The following is a 16714-nucleotide window of genomic DNA, read 5'->3' as shown; positions in this document are numbered from 1 at the left end:
TTCGCACCGGCACCATGAACGGCATCCTGCGCCTCGCGTTCAAGCTGCTCGTCAACGACGGCGCGAAGTTCACCGCGCTGATCGTCGGCATCACGTTCTCGGTGCTGCTGATGATCGAGATGACGTCGCTGTTCGCCGGCATTCTCAACAAGTCGTCGGCGTCGGTGATCAACATCGGCGCGAAGGTCTGGGTGATGGACCCGGCCGTCAAGACGATCGCGAACAGCATCGGCATGCCCGGCTACGTGCTCGACGCCGTGCGCAGCATCGACGGCGTCAAGTACGCGGTGCCGCTCTACTCCGGCGGCGCGCTGGTGAAGCTGCGCTCGGGCGCGTATCAGGCGGTCACGGTGGTCGGCCTCGACGACGCGAGCCTGCTCGGCCGGCCCACGATGCTCCAGGGCCGCATCGAAGACATCTACGCGGAAAACGGCTTCATCGCGATCCAGGACCCGGAGTTCGCGAAGCTGGAGAACCCGACCATCGGCACCGACTTCGAGCTGAACGATCATCGCGGCGTGATCGTCGGCATCGCGAAGGTCGCCGCGAGCGGCCTGTTCGGCACGCCGACGCTCTACACCACCTACGCACGCGCGATCCGCTACATCCCGTCGCCGCGCTTCACGACCTCGTACATCCTCGTCGAGCCGAAGTCCGATGCGGACATCGCGCACATCCAGGCCGTCGTGAAGTCGCTCGGCTACCGCGCATACACGCGCGACGAGTTCATCGCGCAGATCTCGCGCTTCTACAAGTACGAAACCGGGCTCGGCACCAACATCATGCTGATGACGATCATCAGCTTCATCATCGGCCTGTCGATTTCCGGGCAGACCTTCTACGCGTTCATCGTCGAGAACCTCGACAAGTTCGGCGCGCTGAAGGCGATCGGCGCGAAGAGCCGCGAGCTGGTCGCGATGATCCTGTTCCAGGCGACATTCACCGCGCTGACCGGCTACGGCATCGGCGTCGGGCTGTGCGTGCTGATGATCTCGCTCGCCAAGCTGCGCATCCCCGACTACGCGGCGCTCATCACGTACGGCAACCTGTCGCTCGCGTTCGGGATGGTCGTCGTGATCGCGGCGATCTCGAGCTATCTCGGCGTGCGGCGCGTGCTGCGCATCGAGCCCTTCGACATCTTCCGGGGCTGACGATGGCCGGCATCGCGATCGACGCGCGCGGCGTCGACAAATGGTTCGGCGAAGGCGAAGCGCGCACGCAAGCGCTGCGCGACGTGTCGATGCAGGCGCACTTCGGCGAGATGCTGCTGATCGTCGGACCATCCGGCAGCGGCAAGACCACGCTGCTCAGCGTGATCTCCGGCATCCTGCGGCCGGACGGCGGCTCGGTGTCGATCGACGGCGTCGACCTGTGGGCGCAGCCGAACGACGCGATCGCCGAGTTCCGGCTCAACCGGATCGGCTTCGTGTTCCAGGACTATCACCTGTTCCCGCGGCTTACCACCGCCGAGAACGTCGCGATTCCGTTGATCCTGAAGCGCCAGCCGTGGGACGACGCGATCCAGGCCGCGCACACTTATCTGGGCGTGGTCGGTCTCGCCAATCGCGCGCAGCTGCCGCCTGTCAAGCTGTCCGGCGGCGAGCAGCAGCGCGTGGCGATCGCGCGCGCGATTGTCAGCCAGCCCGACCTGCTGATCCTCGACGAGCCGACCGCATCGCTCGACGGCGACACCGGCCGCATGATCATGGAGTTCGTCAAGCACGAGGTGCTGAACGACACGCGCTGCATCGTGATCGTCACGCACGACGCGCGGATCTTCGAATACGCGGATCGCATCCTGCGCATGGAAGACGGCAAGCTGACCGGCATCGAGCGCGGAGGCGTGCGATGAAGCGCCGGCTCGTGTTCGTCGCGGCCGTGCTCGGCTTCCTGGCGAGCGTCGTCGCCGCGTGGCTCTACGGCCGCCAGGAGCCACCGCAGCCGCCGGTGTTCAAGCCGGCCGCCAATCCGTACGCGCGCGGCGTCTATGCGAACGGCATCGTCGAAAGCGAGCAGCCGGCCGGCGCGAACGTGAACGTCTATCCGGACGTGTCGGGAGCGGTGACGCGCATCTACGTGCACGACGGCGATCCGGTGAAGGCCGGCGACGTGCTGCTGACGATCGACGACGCCGTGCAGCGCGCGAGCGCCGCGCAGCTCGCCGCGCAGGCCGATGCGGCGGCTGCGCTGCTCGACGAGTTGAACGCGCAGCCGCGCCGCGAGGTGCTCGACGTGGCCGGTGCGCAGACCCGGGCCGCTCAGGCGAGCCTGAAGCTCGCGCAGGATCAGTACGACAAGCAGCGGAGCGCGTACGACATCGATCCGAAAGCAGTGAGCCGCGACGCGCTCGACACGGCCGCGAACGCGGTGCGCGTCGCGGCCGCCAACCTGGACGTCGTGACGCGCCAGTATCGTCTGACCAAGGCCGGCGCATGGAGCTACGACCTGCGCAACCAGCGTGCGCAGGTCGTCGCGCTGCGGCGCGCGGCCGATGCGGCCGCCGCGCTGCTGGCCCGCTACACGCTGCGCGCGCCGGCGGACGGCACCGTGCTGGCGATGAACGCGGCGCTCGGCTCGTACCTGAGCCCGCAGGGGATCTACGACACCTACACGCGGGCCAGCGCGCCGGTCGCGGTGCTCGGCGCGCCGGTCGACCGGCTGCAGGTGCGCTGCTACATCGACGAGATCCTGATCCCGCAACTGCCCGACATGCATGCGATGAAGGCGCACATGTTCGTGCGCGGCACGTCGGTCGAGGCCGATCTGCAGTTCGTGCGCGTGCAGCCGTACGTGACGCCGAAGATCGAATTGTCTGACCAGCGCACCGAGCGCGTCGACGTGCGCGTGCTGCCGCTGATTTTCCGTATCGTGCCGAACCGCAACGTGCGGCTGTTCCCCGGGCAGATCGTCGATGTGTACGTCGCCGGCAAATGACCGCGCGTGCGGCGGCCGTACGTCGCGGCGCCGAACCGCTGCGCGCTTGGCCGCCGGGCTGCTCGCCGCGCTGCTCGCGGGCGGCTGCACGGTCGGGCCGAACTTCGTGCCACCGCCCGCGCCGCGCGTCGAGCGCTTCATCGCGCCCGACGATCCGCACGCGGCGTCCGGCCCGTGGACCGGCGACGGCCGCACGCAAGCGTTGTCGCCCGACGCGCCGCTCACGCGCGACTGGTGGACGCGCTTCGGCAGCCGCGCGATCGACGCGAGCGTCGACGCCGCGCTGACCGGCAGCCCGACGCTCGCGCTCGCCGAAGCGACGCTGCGGCGCAGCGAGCACGCGTTGCGCGCCGGCCAGGGCGTGTTCTTCCCGCAGATCGACGCGCAGGCCGGCGCGGCGCGCGAGCGCGCGACGCCGTCGCGCGGCCCGGCGCTGCCGGCGTCGATCTTCAACCTGTTTACGCTGTCGGCGACCGTCAGCTACACCCTCGACCTTTGGGGCGGCGAACGGCGCCAGGTGGAGGCGCTGGCCGCCGGCGTCGACGCGCAGCGCCACGCGCTGGCCGGCGCGTATCTGATGCTGAGCGCCAACGTCGTCAACACGATGATCGCGCGCGCCGCGTATCGCGACGAAGCCGCCGCCACGCGCGAGACGATCGGTCTCGTCGACGAGCAGATTCGCCTGACGCGCGCGCAGGTGACGGCCGGCGCGGCGGCCTACGTCGCGGTGCTGACGCTCGAGTCGCAGCGGGCGACGCTGCAGGCAACCTTGCCGGCGCTCGACCAGAAGCGCGCGCAAGCCGACGATCTGCTGGCGCTGCTGGCCGGCCGATATCCGGCCGACTGGCGGACGCCGGAGCTGTCGCTCGCCGCGATCGAACTGCCGGCGAGCCTGCCCGATACCGCGCCGTCGTCGCTGGTGCGCCGCCGTCCGGACATCCAGCAGGCGGAAGCCGAACTGCACGTGGCGAGCGCCCAGGTGGGCGTCGCCACCGCCGCGCTCTACCCGAACCTGACGCTGTCCGCGTCGGGCGGCTTCGACAGCGGCGTCGCGGCCAATCTGTTCTCGCCGGCCGGCCGTGCTTGGAGCGTCGGTGCCGGCGTCACCGCACCGCTGTTTCACGGCGGCACGCTGCTGAACCAGCGGCACGCCGCCCAGGATGCCTACGACGAGGCCGACGCGTCCTACCGGCAGGTCGTGCTGGCCGCGTTCTCCCAGGTGGCCGACGCGCTGCGCGCGCTCGCGAACGACGCCGCGGCGCTCGATGCGCAGGCTCGCGCGATGGCCGCCGCCCGCGATGCGCTGCGGCTCGCGCAGGCCGGCTACGACGCGGGGATCACCGGCTACGTGCCGTTGCTGGTCGCCGACGTGCAATATCACCAGGCCCGCATCGCGTGGCTTCAGGCGCTCGCGCAACGCCTGCAGGATACGGTCGCGTTCTACGTCGCGCTCGGCGGCGGCTGGGGCGAAGCTGGTTGACGGACATGGCGCGGGCGGGCCGGCTGCTCGACGGTGCGATGCGCTCAGGCGATGATGTCGGGCCGTTCCCAGCGCGGCAGTTCGGCCCAGCCGAGCGGCGCGTACACGGTGCCGCCGGCCGCGTCGATCGTTTCGACGAATGCGGCGAGCGTCGCGCCGGCCGGTACCGTGAGCGTGGTCGCATCGACGAAATCCTCGCTGCGCAGCCACGGCGCCGCGCCGCGGTTGATCTGCTGGACGCTCCACGCGTGGCCGTGGCGCCCGGCTTCGGGTGACAACAGCCCGGGCGCGTCGAACGCGACCCGCAGCAATTGCGCGCGCGAATCGCTGTACGGCGGTTTCGCCGCGTTCTGATACGGCACGTCGGCCCAGTTCTCGCCGCATTGCTGATTGAGCGGCAGGCACGTGAACCACGCCCATGGCGAACGAACGAAGCACAACCGGTACAGGTGCGCGGCGCCGTCCAGATTGGCGATCAGCGTCATGATGGATCGATCCCGAGAGACTCGCGATGCCGATGCGCAGCGCGCGCACGGCAGGCGCGGATCATCGAATCATGACACCGCGTCCGCGCGCCGGACCGCCATGCGCGGGCCGACGCGACTGACGATTGATCGTAGTCAAACCGCGCGAGCAGCCTCATTGGGCGGCGCCGGCGGTACGGCCGGCGGGGCATGGAATCCTGCAATTGCTGACTTCGGTCAAGCGGCGCCCGCGCGTTCGCGCTGTAATCGCCTTACCGATCCGTCGATTCCCGGCGAGGCTATCTCATGAAACTGACTTTTCTCGGCGCGACCGAAACCGTGACCGGCTCGAAATACCTGGTCGAGCACGGCAGCCGGCGCATCCTGGTCGATTGCGGCCTGTTCCAGGGCACCAAGAACCTGCGACTGCGCAACTGGCGGACGCTGCCGTTCGCGGCCGACACGCTCGACGCCGTCGTGCTCACGCATGCGCACATCGATCACACCGGCTATCTTCCGGTGCTTGCACGTGAAGGATTTCGCGGGCCCGTGTACTGCACGGCGGCCACGGCCGAACTGTGCGACATCATGCTGCGCGACAGCGCGCGGCTGCAGGAGGAAGAAGCCGACTTCGCGAACCGCCACGGCTATTCCAAGCACCATCCGGCGCAGCCGCTCTATACGCTCGACGATGCGCAGCGCGCGCTGCACCTGCTGAAGCCGGTGGCGTTCGACGAATGCACGTCGCTCGGCGGCGGCGTGTCGTTCCGGCTGCTGCCGGCCGGGCACATCCTCGGCGCGGCGAGCGTCGTGATGCACTGGGATCACAAGGTGCTCGCGTTCTCGGGCGACCTCGGCCGCTACAACGATCCGATCATGCAGCCGCCACGGGCGCCCGCGCATGCCGACTATCTGGTGGTCGAATCCACGTACGGCGACCGGCTGCACCCGGCGTCGGACCCGGAGATCGAACTCGCCGCGATGTTCGACAAGACCTTCGGGCGCGGCGGGGTGGTCGTGATGCCCTGCTTCACCGTCGGCCGCGCGCAGGAAATCCTGCACTACATCGCGCGGCTAAAGGCGTCCGGCCGCATGGCGCGCGTGCCGGTGTTCCTCGACAGCCCGATGGCCACCGACGTGACGGAGATCTATCGCCACCATATCCTCGAACACCGGCTGACCGTTTCGGAAGCGAACGCGCTCGGCCACGCGGCGACGATGATCCGCTCCGTCGACCAGTCAAAGGCGATCTCCGATCACCACGGGCCGATGGTCATCATCGCCGGCAGCGGCATGGCGACCGGCGGACGCGTGCTCCATCACCTCGCCCGCTATGCGCCCGATCCGCGCAACACGATCGCGCTGGTCGGCTATCAGGCCGCCGGCACGCGCGGCGCGGCGCTGGCCGCGCACGAGCCGACGGTGAAGATTCACGGCGAATACGTGCGCGTGCGTGCGCAGATCGAATCGATCACGACGCTGTCGGCTCATGGCGATTACGAGGACGTGCTCAAATGGCTCGGCACGATGCAGGGTGCGCCGGTGCGAACCTTCGTCACACATGGGGAGCCGGCTGCCGCGGATGCGCTGCGTCGGCGCATCGCTGATACGCTGCACTGGACTTGTGAGGTGCCGGTTTATGAGCAGTGTGTCGATTTGAATGAGGGGGATGAGATGGGCGGGCGCGACGAAGGCGGAACCGCAGCCGCGCCGGCCGATGGCACGCAGCAGCCCGCTGCGCGCTCGTCCTGACGCTTAGCGGCGCCGGTGAAGCGCCGCATACGCATGACGCGTATAGGCCGAGACCTGACCGGTCAGTCAACGTCAGGTTAAGTCTCGGACAATACGACTGTTCGTCGCCGTTGGCGGTGATCGACCCGTTGCTGCCGTTGGACCAATTCTCTCGTCAATGACGGCTTTCGGGGGGCACCTTCACAAGCGCCTCTATGGCGCGGATTCCGGCATTCATTCTCACTGCTGCTGCCGCGTTCGCAGAATGAACGAGAATGCGAGGCGGCCTAAAACCCCGAAGCGCCACTGCCTCTTCGATCCACAAAATGACGTCGTAACCTGTCCCTCGCTCGTCGTCGCCGAGATCATGATCGAGACTCAGTTCTTCGACCGCGCCTGTCTCCAGCAAGCGAATAACGTCGGCTGGCCAGTAAGCCCTCACCCATCCAACCGGTGTCGGACGCAGGTCGTCAAGAAAGACCTTCATGTTCCATCTTCGGTTGTCGCGCGAGTGAAGCACTCCCATGGAGTATATGTTCCAAAAGTCCTTTGGTGACGGTCTCCTGCCGGCTTCCCGGAAACCTGGCCAGATTCTCGATCTCGTCCTCGAGAGGGACTGCCCAAGAGACCAAGCCTGGAAGAACCTTGTTTATCGGTGCGTGCCGTCTGAATTCGAAAACCTGATTGGCGAGGACTAGCTTGAACTCGTTGATGCCTTGCGACTTATCGAGTTCAACGACACCTACACCGCTAACTCGAACGGGCAGAACACCAATATGCAGATTCCTGGCGCCAAACAGCACAGCTAGCGCGACTGAGTTTGACAATGGTCCCGCTAAGATGCGCCAAAACCTGCCCTTGTCCTTGACGTCTCTGCCGATTTTTTCAGCAAAGAATAGATCGGCATGCTGCCGCGCAAATTGGAAACGCTCAAGCTCCTTACCATCACCAGCGGTAATCGGGGCCAGGAGCCCCTTGTCTATGTCTTCGCCCAGCAAGTTGATCAAGCCTTCCTCGAACATACTTGCTAGCCAGTTTGCCTTGATCAAGGGAATCTTCTTGGCGATCTCAAGCGCGTGGCGGATACGCGAACGGCTGTCCAACTCCTGAGAGTCTTCCAGCAAAAAAGCTTCGAGGCTCATGACGCGACTCTTATATGTTTTTGTAACTCGTTCAACGACGAGACGATACTCCGTGAATGCGTTGTGCAAGTTCGTGATGTCACGGACCACATCGAGGCACGTCGAAATCCACGACAAGACGTGATGGCGATAATGAGCATTCACGAAGCGAGCGAGCTTCCGCTGCCCTTCGTCCACAACGTATAACCCGGAGGGCGACGCGCATATCTTGTACGGGTGCAGACTTGTCCGCGTCGGAGCCGCCCGTCCGTTGGAAAGGTATACAAACAAGATGTCGTCGGACTCCGTCGGCATCTCGCGCTCGTCATTTACTGCCCTGACCCAGTCGATATATCGGCGAACTTGACCATGTTGGTCGTTCGCGTTGAGCTTGTTTTCGACGAGTACATGACGCTTTCCGTCAGTGAGGTAGATGTCGACGTAGTTGTACTCGCGAAAGACGCGTACCTTGGACCAGTCCAGCCAATCTGGGTATCCAAGTGCCAACATAAACGCTTCGCCGAAGGCGCTATTTCGGAAATGCTGTCCAGCTGGATTGAGCATCGAGAACAGGAAGCGCGAATGCAAGCGTACTTCGTCGCTAAAGCGCAGCACGGAGCCAAGAAGGCTGTAATCGTTCAATCCGATGTACTTTTGATTTTTTCGCTGCCGGTCGAAGCTTTCAAAATGCTCGAAGAAAGTCGACCACGCACCGTCCCGGGACGAATTCCCGGTGTTTTGTGTGACCATGGGCTAGCCGTATGTCGTCAATTTCGACCAATTATGTCGTTTCTCGTTGCTCGCGTCGATGGTACGCAGCGGGCGTACCCGGGAAGAGTGACTTTCACTGGTGAAGCGGACACACGAACGTCTCGTTTCAGCGCGACGCAACGCCCGCTCCTGGCCGAACGGAGTCAGCCAACCCGCCACTGCTCGTTTAATCCAGTCCAAGCGCTTTCCGCATGCGCCCTACGACCCGGCGCAAGCACCGGCTCGTATCGCACCCAGCCCCGTCCTCAACTAACCTCAATAATCACCTTCAACGCATGCGTTTGCGCCGCGCGCCCGAACGTGTCATAAGCGCCCTCGACATCATCGAGCGCGAACCGGTGCGTAATGAGTTGCGCCGGATCGAGGCGCCCCGCCCGCACCGTTTTCAGCAGCATCGGCGTGCTGACCGTATCAACGAGCCGCGTCGTGATCGCGATGTTGCGATCCCACAGCTTCTCCAGATGCAGATCGGCCTTGACGCCATGCACGCCCACGTTCGCCACGACGCCGCCCGGCGCCACGATCGACGTGCACAGCTCGAACGTCGCCGGAATGCCGACCGCCTCGATCGCGCAATCCACGCCGATGCCGTCGGTCAGCTTCATCACGTCCGCCGCCGCGTCGCCGCTGCGGCCGTCGACGCAGTCCGTCGCACCGAAGCGCCGCGCGATGTCGAGCCGGTTGCTGTCCGGGTCGATCATGATGATCTGCCCCGGCGAATAGAACTGCGCCGTCAGCAGCGCGGCAAGCCCGATCGGCCCGGCGCCCACGATCGCCACCGAGCAGCCCGGCTGCACCTTGCCGTTCAGCACGCCGCACTCGAAGCCGGTCGGCAGGATGTCGGACAGCATCACGAGCGCGTCCTCGTCGGCGCCGGCCGGGATCGGATAGAGGCTCGTCTGCGCATGCGGAATGCGCACGTACTCGGCCTGCGTGCCGTCGATCCGGTTGCCGAGAATCCAGCCCCCGGTGGTGCAGTGCGAATACAGGCCGCGCCGGCAGTATTCGCAGCGGCCGCACGACGAAATGCAGGAAATCAGCACGCGGTCGCCCGGCTTCAGCGCATCGACCGCAGCGCCAACCTGCTCGACGACCCCCACCCCTTCGTGGCCGAGCACGCGCCCCGGTTCGCAGGTCGGCACGTCGCCTTTCAGGATGTGCAGGTCGGTGCCGCAGATCGTCGTGCGCGTCACGCGGACGATCGCATCGGTCGGCGACTGCAGCTCGGGTTTCGGACGTTGTTCGAGCGCCATGCGCCCAGGGCCGTGATAGACGAGTGCTTTCATCGGTGTTCCTCCATGGAAATCAGGTTTCTAGCACGTATGCGCCAGGCGCCGCCGCGAAGCCGGCGGCCGGCACGCGGGCCGGCACGTCGCCCGACGAATGCGTGCGCAACCAGCCGCTCCAGCAGGTCCACCACGAACCTTCTACGGGCGGCGTGTCGCGCACGAAGTCGTGCCCGCTGCGGTAAGGCGCGCCGTGCTCGCGCGTCGCGCAGCGGTAGTGGCGGCCGGGATGGCCCGGTTCGGACACGATGCCGGCGTTGTGGCCGCCCGACGTCAGCACGAACGTCAGCGCGTGGTGCGTCATCAGATGGAGCTTGTACACGGAACGCCACGGCGACACGTGATCGCGTTCGGTGCCGACCACGAACGTCGGCACGTCGAGATCCGACAGCGCGACCGGCCGCCCGTCGACGCAGTAGCGGCCGGCCGCGAGATCGTTGTCGAGAAAGAGCCGCGTCAGGTATTCGGTATGCATCCGGTACGGCATGCGCGTGGTGTCGGCGTTCCACGACATCAGGTCGTTCGGCTTGGTGCGCGTGCCGAGCAGGTATTCGCTCATCATGCGCGACCAGATCAGGTCTCGCGCATTCAGCAACTGGAACGTCGCGGCCATCTGCGCGCCGTCCAGATAGCCCTGCCGCCACATCAGCGCATCGAGCGCGGAGAGCTCGCTCGCGTCGATGAACAGGCCCAGCTCGCCGGGTTCGCTGAAATCGGTCTGCGCGGCCAGCAACGACACCGAGCGCAACGCTTCGTGCTGCCGGCCGTCACGCGCGAGCGCGGCCGCGGCGATCGCGAGCAGCGTGCCGCCGAGGCAATAGCCGACCGCATGCACGGCCTCGCCGCAGATCGACCGCGCGGCGTCGAGCGCGGCCATGCAGCCGTCGCGCAGATAATCGTCGAGCCCGAGCCCGCGCGCTTCGGCGCCAGGGTTGTGCCACGACACGGCGAACACCGTGTAGCCGGAATCGACCAGGAAGCGGATCAGCGAATTGTGCGGCTGCAGGTCGAGGATGTAGTACTTCATGATCCACGACGGCACGATCAGGATCGGCTCGCGTGCGACGTCGGTGGTCGTCGGGTCGTATTGCAGCAGCTCGCACAACGCGTTGCGCCACACGACGCGGCCCGGCGTGACCGCGACGTCGCGGCCCGGCAGATAGGGACGCGCATCGTGCGCGCGCTGCTCGCCGGTGTGCTCGAACAACGCGCGCGCGTCGTCGGCCCAGTGCCGCAGACCAGTCGCCAGATTCGCCCCGCCGCTGCGCATCGTAGTGTCGAGCACGACCGGATTGGTCGCGAGAAAGTTACCGGGCGAGCACGCATCGAGCCACTGCCGCGCGGCGAACCCGACCAGCTCCTCGTGATGGCGCTCGACGCCCGGCACGCCGCTGGTCGCGTCGCGCCACCAGCGCTGAATCGCCAGGAAATTGTCGCGATAGACGTGAAACGGCCAGGCGTCCCACGCGGGCGCGGCGAACCGCGGATCGGCGTCGCCCGCGTGCACGGCCAGGCCGCCGGGGTCGGCCGCAGCGGCGTCGCGCACCTGCGACGACGGCGCGACGGCCGCCTGCCACGCCTGTGCCGCAAGCTCGAAGCACTTGCCGGGCGCGACCGCGAGATGCGCGCCCCAGTCGAGCATCGCGAGCGCCATCGACACCGGAGACAGGCCGAGCGTCAGCGCGGCCACGTTCGCGTGCGCCGCGCGATTCCATTGTTCGGCCGGCGTCGCATCGGCCGGCGCAGTGGCGAGCGCACACGGCGCCGGTTCGTTCGGCTGCGGCAGCCGTATCGCTTCCTGCGCGAGCGGCGCGCGCATCGCGGGTGCATTCATCAGATTTGCTCCGGGAAACCGGCCTGCCGGTCGCAAGACGCGTGCAGTGGAGCGCGTATCGCGCCGGACCTTCAACGCGGCGCACGCGCATCGCCGGATGAGGAAAGCCTGCGTCCGCGGACGCAGGCACACGTCAATGCATGTGCATCCCGCCGTTGACGTCGAATTCCGCGCCGGTCGAGAAAGCGCCGGCGTCGGAGCACAGAAACGCAATGAGCTCGGCGATCTCGTCCGGGTGGCCGAGCCGGCCGACCGGAATCTGCGGCAGGATCTTGGAGTCGAGCACTTCCTTCGGCACCGACTCGAGCATCGCGGTCGCCAGATAGCCGGGCGCGACCGTGTTGACCGTGATCCCGTGGCGGGCCAGCTCGAGCGCCAGCGCCTTCGTGAAGCCGTGAATGCCGGCCTTCGCGGCCGCATAGTTGGCCTGCCCGAACGCGCCGCGCGAGCCGTTCACCGAGCCGATGTTCACGATCCGCCCGAAGCCGGCCGCGATCATGCCGGGCACGAACGGCTTGGTCATGTTGAACATGCTGTCGAGATTGGTGCGCAGCACCGCATCCCACATGGTCTTGGTCATCTTCACGAACGTCGCGTCGCGCGTGATGCCCGCGTTGTTGACCAGCACGTCGACGTGCCCGAACTCCGCCAGCATGCGCGCCGCGCAGTGCTGACACGAATCGTAGTCGGCCACGTCGACCTCGAACGCATGAAACGTGCGGCCCGCCTCGCGCTCGCGTGCGATCCACGTCGCGAGTTGAGCGTCGCCGTTCATGTACGACACGGCCACGGTGATGCCGGCATCGTGCAGGCGCCGCGCGATGGCGGTGCCGAGGCCACCCGTCCCGCCGGTGACGAACGCGACTCGTTCAGCGCCCATGGCCGTTCTCCGGTGCGTCGACCTTGCCCTTCAGGCGGCGTACGGCAGTCGGTGCGCCGTCGGTCGCGTCCTCGATCCCGTGCTCGAGCGCCGTCATCCATTCCGCCCACGGCATGCTCGCTTCGTTGACGGCGGCGAGCCGCTCCAGGTCAGGCAGCCAGTCGGTCTGACTGCGCGACAGCACACCCGCGCCGTATTCGCGCAGCCAGGTACGCCACACGCCGGCATGCTCGAACTGCGCACGCATCGACAGCTCGCTGGCGTCCTGCCACAGCGCGACGCTCGCGAGCGCGTAATCGCTCATCACCTGCCGGCTCGCTTCGCCGAACGCGGTCCATTCGCCGCTGCCGGCGAGCGCCTGCTGCAACCGGCGCACCGCGTCGCGGTCGCGCTCGATGCCCCGGCCCGCCAGTGCGTGCCATTCGTGCTGCCAGTCGCGGTTCAGCGCCGCCATCCGCAGCGCGAGATCGCAGCTCGCGCGGCAAACGTCAATCGGTGTCGTCAAAGCGTAGGTGCTCATCGGCTTCCCTCGTTCGGTCCGGTCAATCGGTTGGCATGCGCCCGGTGCCCGTACGTGGCCTCGGCGGCGCGACCGCCTAACTGTGCGGGCAAGCCGCGCAGCGCCCGTTGATCTGAGTCAAGCACGCGGAAAGCCCGCTCCGTAGACTGGATTGCACTGGCGGATCACCCGTCGATGGAGCGATTCCGATGAGCTACAAGAGCATAGTCGTGCACCTCGATACGAGCGTCCGTGCGCATGCGCGCCTCGAGTTCGCACTGCGCGTCGCGCGGCGCTTCGGTGCCCATCTGACGGGCCTGTTCTCGGTCTACACGGCCGAGCCGCATTCGTTCTACGTGATGGCCGGGTCCGCCGATTACTTCCGCGAGCATCGCGCGCAGCGCGACGAACGCCGCGCCGCGCTGGAGCGGCTGTTCCATGCCGAGACCGCGCGCGCGAAGGTGCACGCCGCGTGGGTCGAGGCGGACGCGCGCGCCAACGTCGCGGTGCCGCGCGCCGCGCGCGTGGCCGATCTCGTGATCGTCGGCCAGAGCGACCCGAACGATCCCGAGAGCTTCGTCGACAACCAGTTTCCGGAGAGCCTCGTGTTGTCGGCCGGCCGCCCGGTGCTGTTCGTGCCGTATGCCGGCGCCTTCACGTCGATCGGCGAGCGCGTGTTCGTCGCGTGGGACGGCAGCCGCGAAGCGGTCCGCGCCGCGCACGACGCGATCCCGTTTCTCGCTCATGCGAAGCGCACGACGGTCGCCGCGGTGGTCGACGGCAATTCGGCGGCGGCGGCCATGCGCATTCCGGCCGCCGATGCCGCGCTGATGCTCGCGCGCCATGCCCGCGACGTGAGCGTGCTCGACATCGATGCGGGCGACGGCCGCGCGATCGGCGACACGTTGCTGTCGCGCGCGTACGAGACGGGCTCCGACCTGCTCGTGATGGGCGCGTACGGCCATCCGCGCTGGCACGAGCTCGTGATGGGCGGCGCGACGCGCACGGTGCTCGCGTCGATGACCGTGCCGGTCCTGATGTCGCACTGAGCCGGCCGATGCGCACGCTTGCGTTGCTCGTCGTCAACGCCGGTTCGTCGAGCGTGAAGTTCGCGCTCTTCGCGTATCCGCCGCACGGCGATCCCGCGCGGCGGCCGCTGCACGACGGCGAGGCTGTCGCGGCCGGCAACGGCATCGCGATCCGCTTCGACGCCAATCGGGACGGCACGCTGCCGCTCAGCGCCGGCGACCCGTACCGCGCCGTGCTGGCGCAGGTCGCGATGTGGATCCGCGTACGCTTGCCGCACGTCACGCTCGCCGCAATCGCGCATCGCGTCGTGCACGGCGGCGCGCGCTTCGCGGAGCCGGTGCTCGTCGACAACGACGTGCTGGACGCGCTGCGCACGCTGACGCCGCTCGCGCCGCTGCATCAGCCGCACAGCATCGAAGCGATCGACGCGCTGCGCGATGCGTTCCCCGACGTGCCGCAAGTCGCCGTATTCGACACGGCGTTTCATCGCACGCTGCCGCGCACCGAGCAACTGCTGCCGTTGCCGCACGAATGGTTCGACCGCGGCGTGCGCCGCTACGGATTCCATGGGCTGTCGTACGAATATCTGTCCGTCGCGCTCGATGAAGCGTTCGGCGCGCAGGCGCACGGGCGCGTCATTGCGGCGCACCTCGGCAGCGGCGCGAGCCTGTGCGCGATGCGCGACTGCCGCAGCGTCGCGACGACGATGGGCTTCTCCGCGCTCGACGGGCTGATGATGAGCACGCGCTGCGGCACGCTCGACCCCGGCGTCGTGCTGCACCTGCTCGATGCCGGCCAGTTGTCCGGCGACGCGCTCGGTCAGCTGCTCTATCACGAGTCGGGGCTCAAGGGCGTGTCGGGCGCGTCCGGCGATCCGCGCGTGCTGCTCGCATGCGAGGCGGCCGGCGACGCGCGGGCGCACGACGCGCTCGCGCTGTACGTCCACCGCATCGTGCGCGAAGTCGGCGCACTCACTGCGCTGCTCGGCGGGCTCGACATGCTGGTTTTCACGGCCGGCATCGGCGAACACGCGGCGGTGCTGCGCGAGCGGATCTGCGCGGCGCTCGGCTGGCTCGGCGTCGAGCTGGACACGCGCGCGAATGCGGCCCATGCGCAGGTGGTGTCGACGGCGGCGAGCGCGGTCACGGTCGTGGTCGAGCCGACCAACGAGGCGTGGGTCGCGGCGCGCGCGGCGGTGCGCGTGCTGCGCGGCAATCGCGACGGTTGATCCAGATCAGCGCGACCGGCGTGCATGCGCCGATGATGATTGCATCGATCTCCGTTCAAGGAAAACGCCATGTACTCGAACATCCTGGTTGCGCTCGACGGCAGCGACACGTCGTCCCGCGCGCTCGACGCCGCCCTGGATCTCGCGGCGCAAACGGGTGCGCGGCTGACGCCGGTCTACGTCGTCGATTTCCTGGTGCCCGCGTACGACACCTACGGCTACGATCCGTCGATCCTGGTCGACGCGTTCCGTGAAGAAGGACTGCGCGTCACCGACGACGCAGCGCGGCGCATGAAGGCGCGCAACGTGGCCGGCACGCCGCAGATCTCGAACGTCGCGCCCGAGGGCGACGATATCCCGCAGCGGATCGTGACGGTCGCCGGCGAGATCGGCGCCGATCTGATCGTGCTCGGCACGCATGGCCGGCGCGGCTTTCGCCGGCTCGTGCTGGGCAGCGTCGCCGAGCGCGTGCTGCGCCACGCGAAAACCCCGGTTCTGATGATTCCGGCCGGTTGCATGTCGAACCACCCGGCCGAAACCGCCACCGCATCGACCGAAAAGGAGCCGTCATGAGCTACAAGACCCTGCTCGTCCATCTCGACGATAGCGCGCGCTGCGCGACGCGCGTCGACCTCGCGCTCGAACTCGCGGGACGCTGGAACGCGCATCTGATTGGGCTCTACGTCGTCTGCCAGGATCTGTTCGAGCCGCTGCGGCGGCCCGACGAGCCGCTGAAGCTGGCCGTCTACGAGCGCCTGTGCGAGGAGCGCCGCAAGGAAGCCGAGCAGCGCTTTCTGACGGCCGCCGAACGCGCCGGGCGCAGCGTCGAATGGCAGGCGCCGACCGGCAACGCGACCGAAGCCGCGATCCTGCATGCGCGCCACGCCGATCTGCTGGTCCTCGGCCAGGTCGATCCGGACGATCGTCTGACCTATGTCGCGCGTAATTTCGTCGAGGATGTGGTGATGGGCAGCGGGCGCCCCGCGATCGTCGTGCCTTACGCGGGCGACGTGCGCACGCTCGGCGAGAACGTGCTGATCGGCTGGGACGGCGGGCGCGAAGCCGCGCGCGCCGTGGCCGACGCCGTGCCGCTGCTCACCCGCGCGCGCTTCGTCAACGTCGAGACCGTCAGCCACGGGCAGCCCGCTACCGACGAGACGCCCGCCGGCGTGGACGTCGCCGCCTATCTCGAACGGCACGGCGTGCGCGCGTCGTTCTCGACGACGCCGCGCGAACCGTCGGTCGGCGTCGGCGCGACGCTGCTGAACCGCGCGACCGATCTGCATGCGGATCTGCTCGTGATGGGCCTGTACAGCCATACGCGCATGCACGAGCGCGTGCTCGGCGGCGCGACGCGCACGATCCTCGAGACGATGACGGTGCCGGTTCTGCTGTCGCACTGAGCGGGTCTACCGGGCGGCCGTCTGCTGGCCGCCCGTCTCTCCTTTGACGAAGCG

The 16714-nt window shown here is 67.6% G+C and carries 16 protein-coding genes; 9 read left to right on the top strand and 7 right to left on the bottom strand.

The genetic code is table 11. The features are described from left to right. Positions 1-14 precede the first annotated feature (14 nt). From C3Y15_RS17795 to C3Y15_RS17780, 4 genes are read left to right on the top strand one after another with little or no spacing between them, the layout of a single operon-like run. Positions 15-1151 carry an ABC transporter permease gene (locus tag C3Y15_RS17795; RefSeq protein WP_011880378.1) on the top strand — a complete coding sequence of 379 codons (1137 nt, stop codon included), beginning with the start codon at positions 15-17 and terminating at the stop codon, positions 1149-1151. Then, positions 1148-1852: an ABC transporter ATP-binding protein gene (locus C3Y15_RS17790; protein WP_172820474.1), complete on the top strand. Its 705-nt coding sequence runs from the start codon at positions 1148-1150 to the stop codon at positions 1850-1852. Before C3Y15_RS17795 ends, C3Y15_RS17790 begins: the two co-directional genes overlap by 4 nt. Then, a complete protein-coding gene (locus C3Y15_RS17785) occupies positions 1849-2934 on the top strand; it encodes a biotin/lipoyl-binding protein (RefSeq protein WP_059461654.1) in 1086 nt (361 codons plus the stop codon). Before C3Y15_RS17790 ends, C3Y15_RS17785 begins: the two co-directional genes overlap by 4 nt. Beyond that, the gene (locus tag C3Y15_RS17780) at positions 2912-4414 is read left to right on the top strand and encodes an efflux transporter outer membrane subunit (protein ID WP_059461655.1); all 1503 of its coding nucleotides are present in this window, start codon (positions 2912-2914) and stop codon (positions 4412-4414) included. The genes C3Y15_RS17785 and C3Y15_RS17780 overlap by 23 nt, the downstream gene beginning before the upstream one ends. Before the next feature lie 44 nt (positions 4415-4458). Here C3Y15_RS17780 and C3Y15_RS17775 read toward each other — a convergent pair whose 3' ends face one another. Continuing rightward, the gene (locus tag C3Y15_RS17775; protein ID WP_059461656.1) at positions 4459-4899 is read right to left on the bottom strand and encodes a hypothetical protein; all 441 of its coding nucleotides are present in this window, start codon (positions 4897-4899) and stop codon (positions 4459-4461) included. Between the two features lie 285 nt (positions 4900-5184). Here C3Y15_RS17775 and C3Y15_RS17770 point away from each other — a divergent pair, with 285 nt between their 5' ends. Then, a complete protein-coding gene (locus tag C3Y15_RS17770) occupies positions 5185-6630 on the top strand; it encodes an MBL fold metallo-hydrolase (protein WP_011880383.1) in 1446 nt (481 codons plus the stop codon). A 154-nt stretch (positions 6631-6784) separates the two neighbouring features. Here C3Y15_RS17770 and C3Y15_RS17765 read toward each other — a convergent pair whose 3' ends face one another. From C3Y15_RS17765 to C3Y15_RS17740, 6 genes are all read right to left on the bottom strand, one after another. Continuing rightward, positions 6785-7096: a cyclic-phosphate processing receiver domain-containing protein gene (locus C3Y15_RS17765; RefSeq protein WP_011880384.1), complete on the bottom strand. Its 312-nt coding sequence runs from the start codon at positions 7094-7096 to the stop codon at positions 6785-6787. Continuing rightward, positions 7080-8480 carry a PD-(D/E)XK nuclease family protein gene (locus C3Y15_RS17760; protein WP_059461657.1) on the bottom strand — a complete coding sequence of 467 codons (1401 nt, stop codon included), beginning with the start codon at positions 8478-8480 and terminating at the stop codon, positions 7080-7082. The genes C3Y15_RS17765 and C3Y15_RS17760 overlap by 17 nt, the downstream gene beginning before the upstream one ends. Before the next feature lie 266 nt (positions 8481-8746). Next, positions 8747-9787: a zinc-dependent alcohol dehydrogenase family protein gene (locus C3Y15_RS17755; protein WP_011880386.1), complete on the bottom strand. Its 1041-nt coding sequence runs from the start codon at positions 9785-9787 to the stop codon at positions 8747-8749. A 19-nt stretch (positions 9788-9806) separates the two neighbouring features. Continuing rightward, complete coding sequence (locus C3Y15_RS17750; protein ID WP_011880387.1) at positions 9807-11621, bottom strand: alpha/beta fold hydrolase; 1815 nt, start codon at positions 11619-11621, stop codon at positions 9807-9809. Between the two features lie 133 nt (positions 11622-11754). Continuing rightward, positions 11755-12501: an acetoacetyl-CoA reductase gene (gene phbB, locus C3Y15_RS17745; protein ID WP_011880388.1), complete on the bottom strand. Its 747-nt coding sequence runs from the start codon at positions 12499-12501 to the stop codon at positions 11755-11757. After that, positions 12491-13021 (bottom strand): hypothetical protein, encoded by a 531-nt coding sequence (locus C3Y15_RS17740; protein ID WP_011880389.1) that lies wholly within the window; start codon positions 13019-13021, stop codon positions 12491-12493. Before C3Y15_RS17740 ends, phbB begins: the two co-directional genes overlap by 11 nt. A 188-nt stretch (positions 13022-13209) precedes the next feature. Between C3Y15_RS17740 and C3Y15_RS17735 the strand changes: the two genes are divergently transcribed. The 4 genes from C3Y15_RS17735 to C3Y15_RS17720 all read left to right on the top strand — a co-directional run bounded on the left by C3Y15_RS17735 (position 13210) and on the right by C3Y15_RS17720 (position 16660). Next, a complete protein-coding gene (locus tag C3Y15_RS17735; RefSeq protein WP_011880390.1) occupies positions 13210-14049 on the top strand; it encodes a universal stress protein in 840 nt (279 codons plus the stop codon). An 8-nt stretch (positions 14050-14057) separates the two neighbouring features. After that, positions 14058-15257, top strand: coding sequence for an acetate/propionate family kinase (locus C3Y15_RS17730; RefSeq protein ID WP_011880391.1), 1200 nt, complete (start codon positions 14058-14060; stop codon positions 15255-15257). 69 nt (positions 15258-15326) lie between these two features. After that, positions 15327-15830 (top strand): universal stress protein, encoded by a 504-nt coding sequence (locus C3Y15_RS17725; protein ID WP_011880392.1) that lies wholly within the window; start codon positions 15327-15329, stop codon positions 15828-15830. Then, the gene (locus C3Y15_RS17720) at positions 15827-16660 is read left to right on the top strand and encodes a universal stress protein (RefSeq protein WP_011880393.1); all 834 of its coding nucleotides are present in this window, start codon (positions 15827-15829) and stop codon (positions 16658-16660) included. Before C3Y15_RS17725 ends, C3Y15_RS17720 begins: the two co-directional genes overlap by 4 nt. Positions 16661-16714: the final 54 nt, after the last annotated feature.

Source organism: Burkholderia sp. B10 (assembly GCF_004368385.1).
Classification (GTDB): Bacteria; Pseudomonadota; Gammaproteobacteria; order Burkholderiales; family Burkholderiaceae; genus Burkholderia; species Burkholderia vietnamiensis.
This window is presented reverse-complemented; position numbering and strand designations above follow the sequence as displayed.

Bases quoted from the DNA above. Each gene is read 5' to 3' on its own strand.
- C3Y15_RS17795 (WP_011880378.1), top strand. From the start codon at position 15: ATGAACGGCATCCTGCGCCTCGCGTTCAAGCTGCTCGTCAACGACGGC.
- C3Y15_RS17750 (WP_011880387.1), bottom strand. From the start codon at position 11,621: ATGAATGCACCCGCGATGCGCGCGCCGCTCGCGCAGGAAGCGATACGG.
- C3Y15_RS17735 (WP_011880390.1), top strand. From the start codon at position 13,210: ATGAGCTACAAGAGCATAGTCGTGCACCTCGATACGAGCGTCCGTGCG.
- C3Y15_RS17780 (WP_059461655.1), top strand. From the start codon at position 2,912: ATGTGTACGTCGCCGGCAAATGACCGCGCGTGCGGCGGCCGTACGTCG.
- C3Y15_RS17785 (WP_059461654.1), top strand. From the start codon at position 1,849: ATGAAGCGCCGGCTCGTGTTCGTCGCGGCCGTGCTCGGCTTCCTGGCG.
- C3Y15_RS17770 (WP_011880383.1), top strand. From the start codon at position 5,185: ATGAAACTGACTTTTCTCGGCGCGACCGAAACCGTGACCGGCTCGAAA.
- phbB (WP_011880388.1), bottom strand. From the start codon at position 12,501: ATGGGCGCTGAACGAGTCGCGTTCGTCACCGGCGGGACGGGTGGCCTC.
- C3Y15_RS17755 (WP_011880386.1), bottom strand. From the start codon at position 9,787: ATGAAAGCACTCGTCTATCACGGCCCTGGGCGCATGGCGCTCGAACAA.
- C3Y15_RS17725 (WP_011880392.1), top strand. From the start codon at position 15,327: ATGTACTCGAACATCCTGGTTGCGCTCGACGGCAGCGACACGTCGTCC.
- C3Y15_RS17730 (WP_011880391.1), top strand. From the start codon at position 14,058: ATGCGCACGCTTGCGTTGCTCGTCGTCAACGCCGGTTCGTCGAGCGTG.
- C3Y15_RS17765 (WP_011880384.1), bottom strand. From the start codon at position 7,096: ATGAAGGTCTTTCTTGACGACCTGCGTCCGACACCGGTTGGATGGGTG.
- C3Y15_RS17775 (WP_059461656.1), bottom strand. From the start codon at position 4,899: ATGACGCTGATCGCCAATCTGGACGGCGCCGCGCACCTGTACCGGTTG.
- C3Y15_RS17720 (WP_011880393.1), top strand. From the start codon at position 15,827: ATGAGCTACAAGACCCTGCTCGTCCATCTCGACGATAGCGCGCGCTGC.
- C3Y15_RS17760 (WP_059461657.1), bottom strand. From the start codon at position 8,480: ATGGTCACACAAAACACCGGGAATTCGTCCCGGGACGGTGCGTGGTCG.
- C3Y15_RS17740 (WP_011880389.1), bottom strand. From the start codon at position 13,021: ATGAGCACCTACGCTTTGACGACACCGATTGACGTTTGCCGCGCGAGC.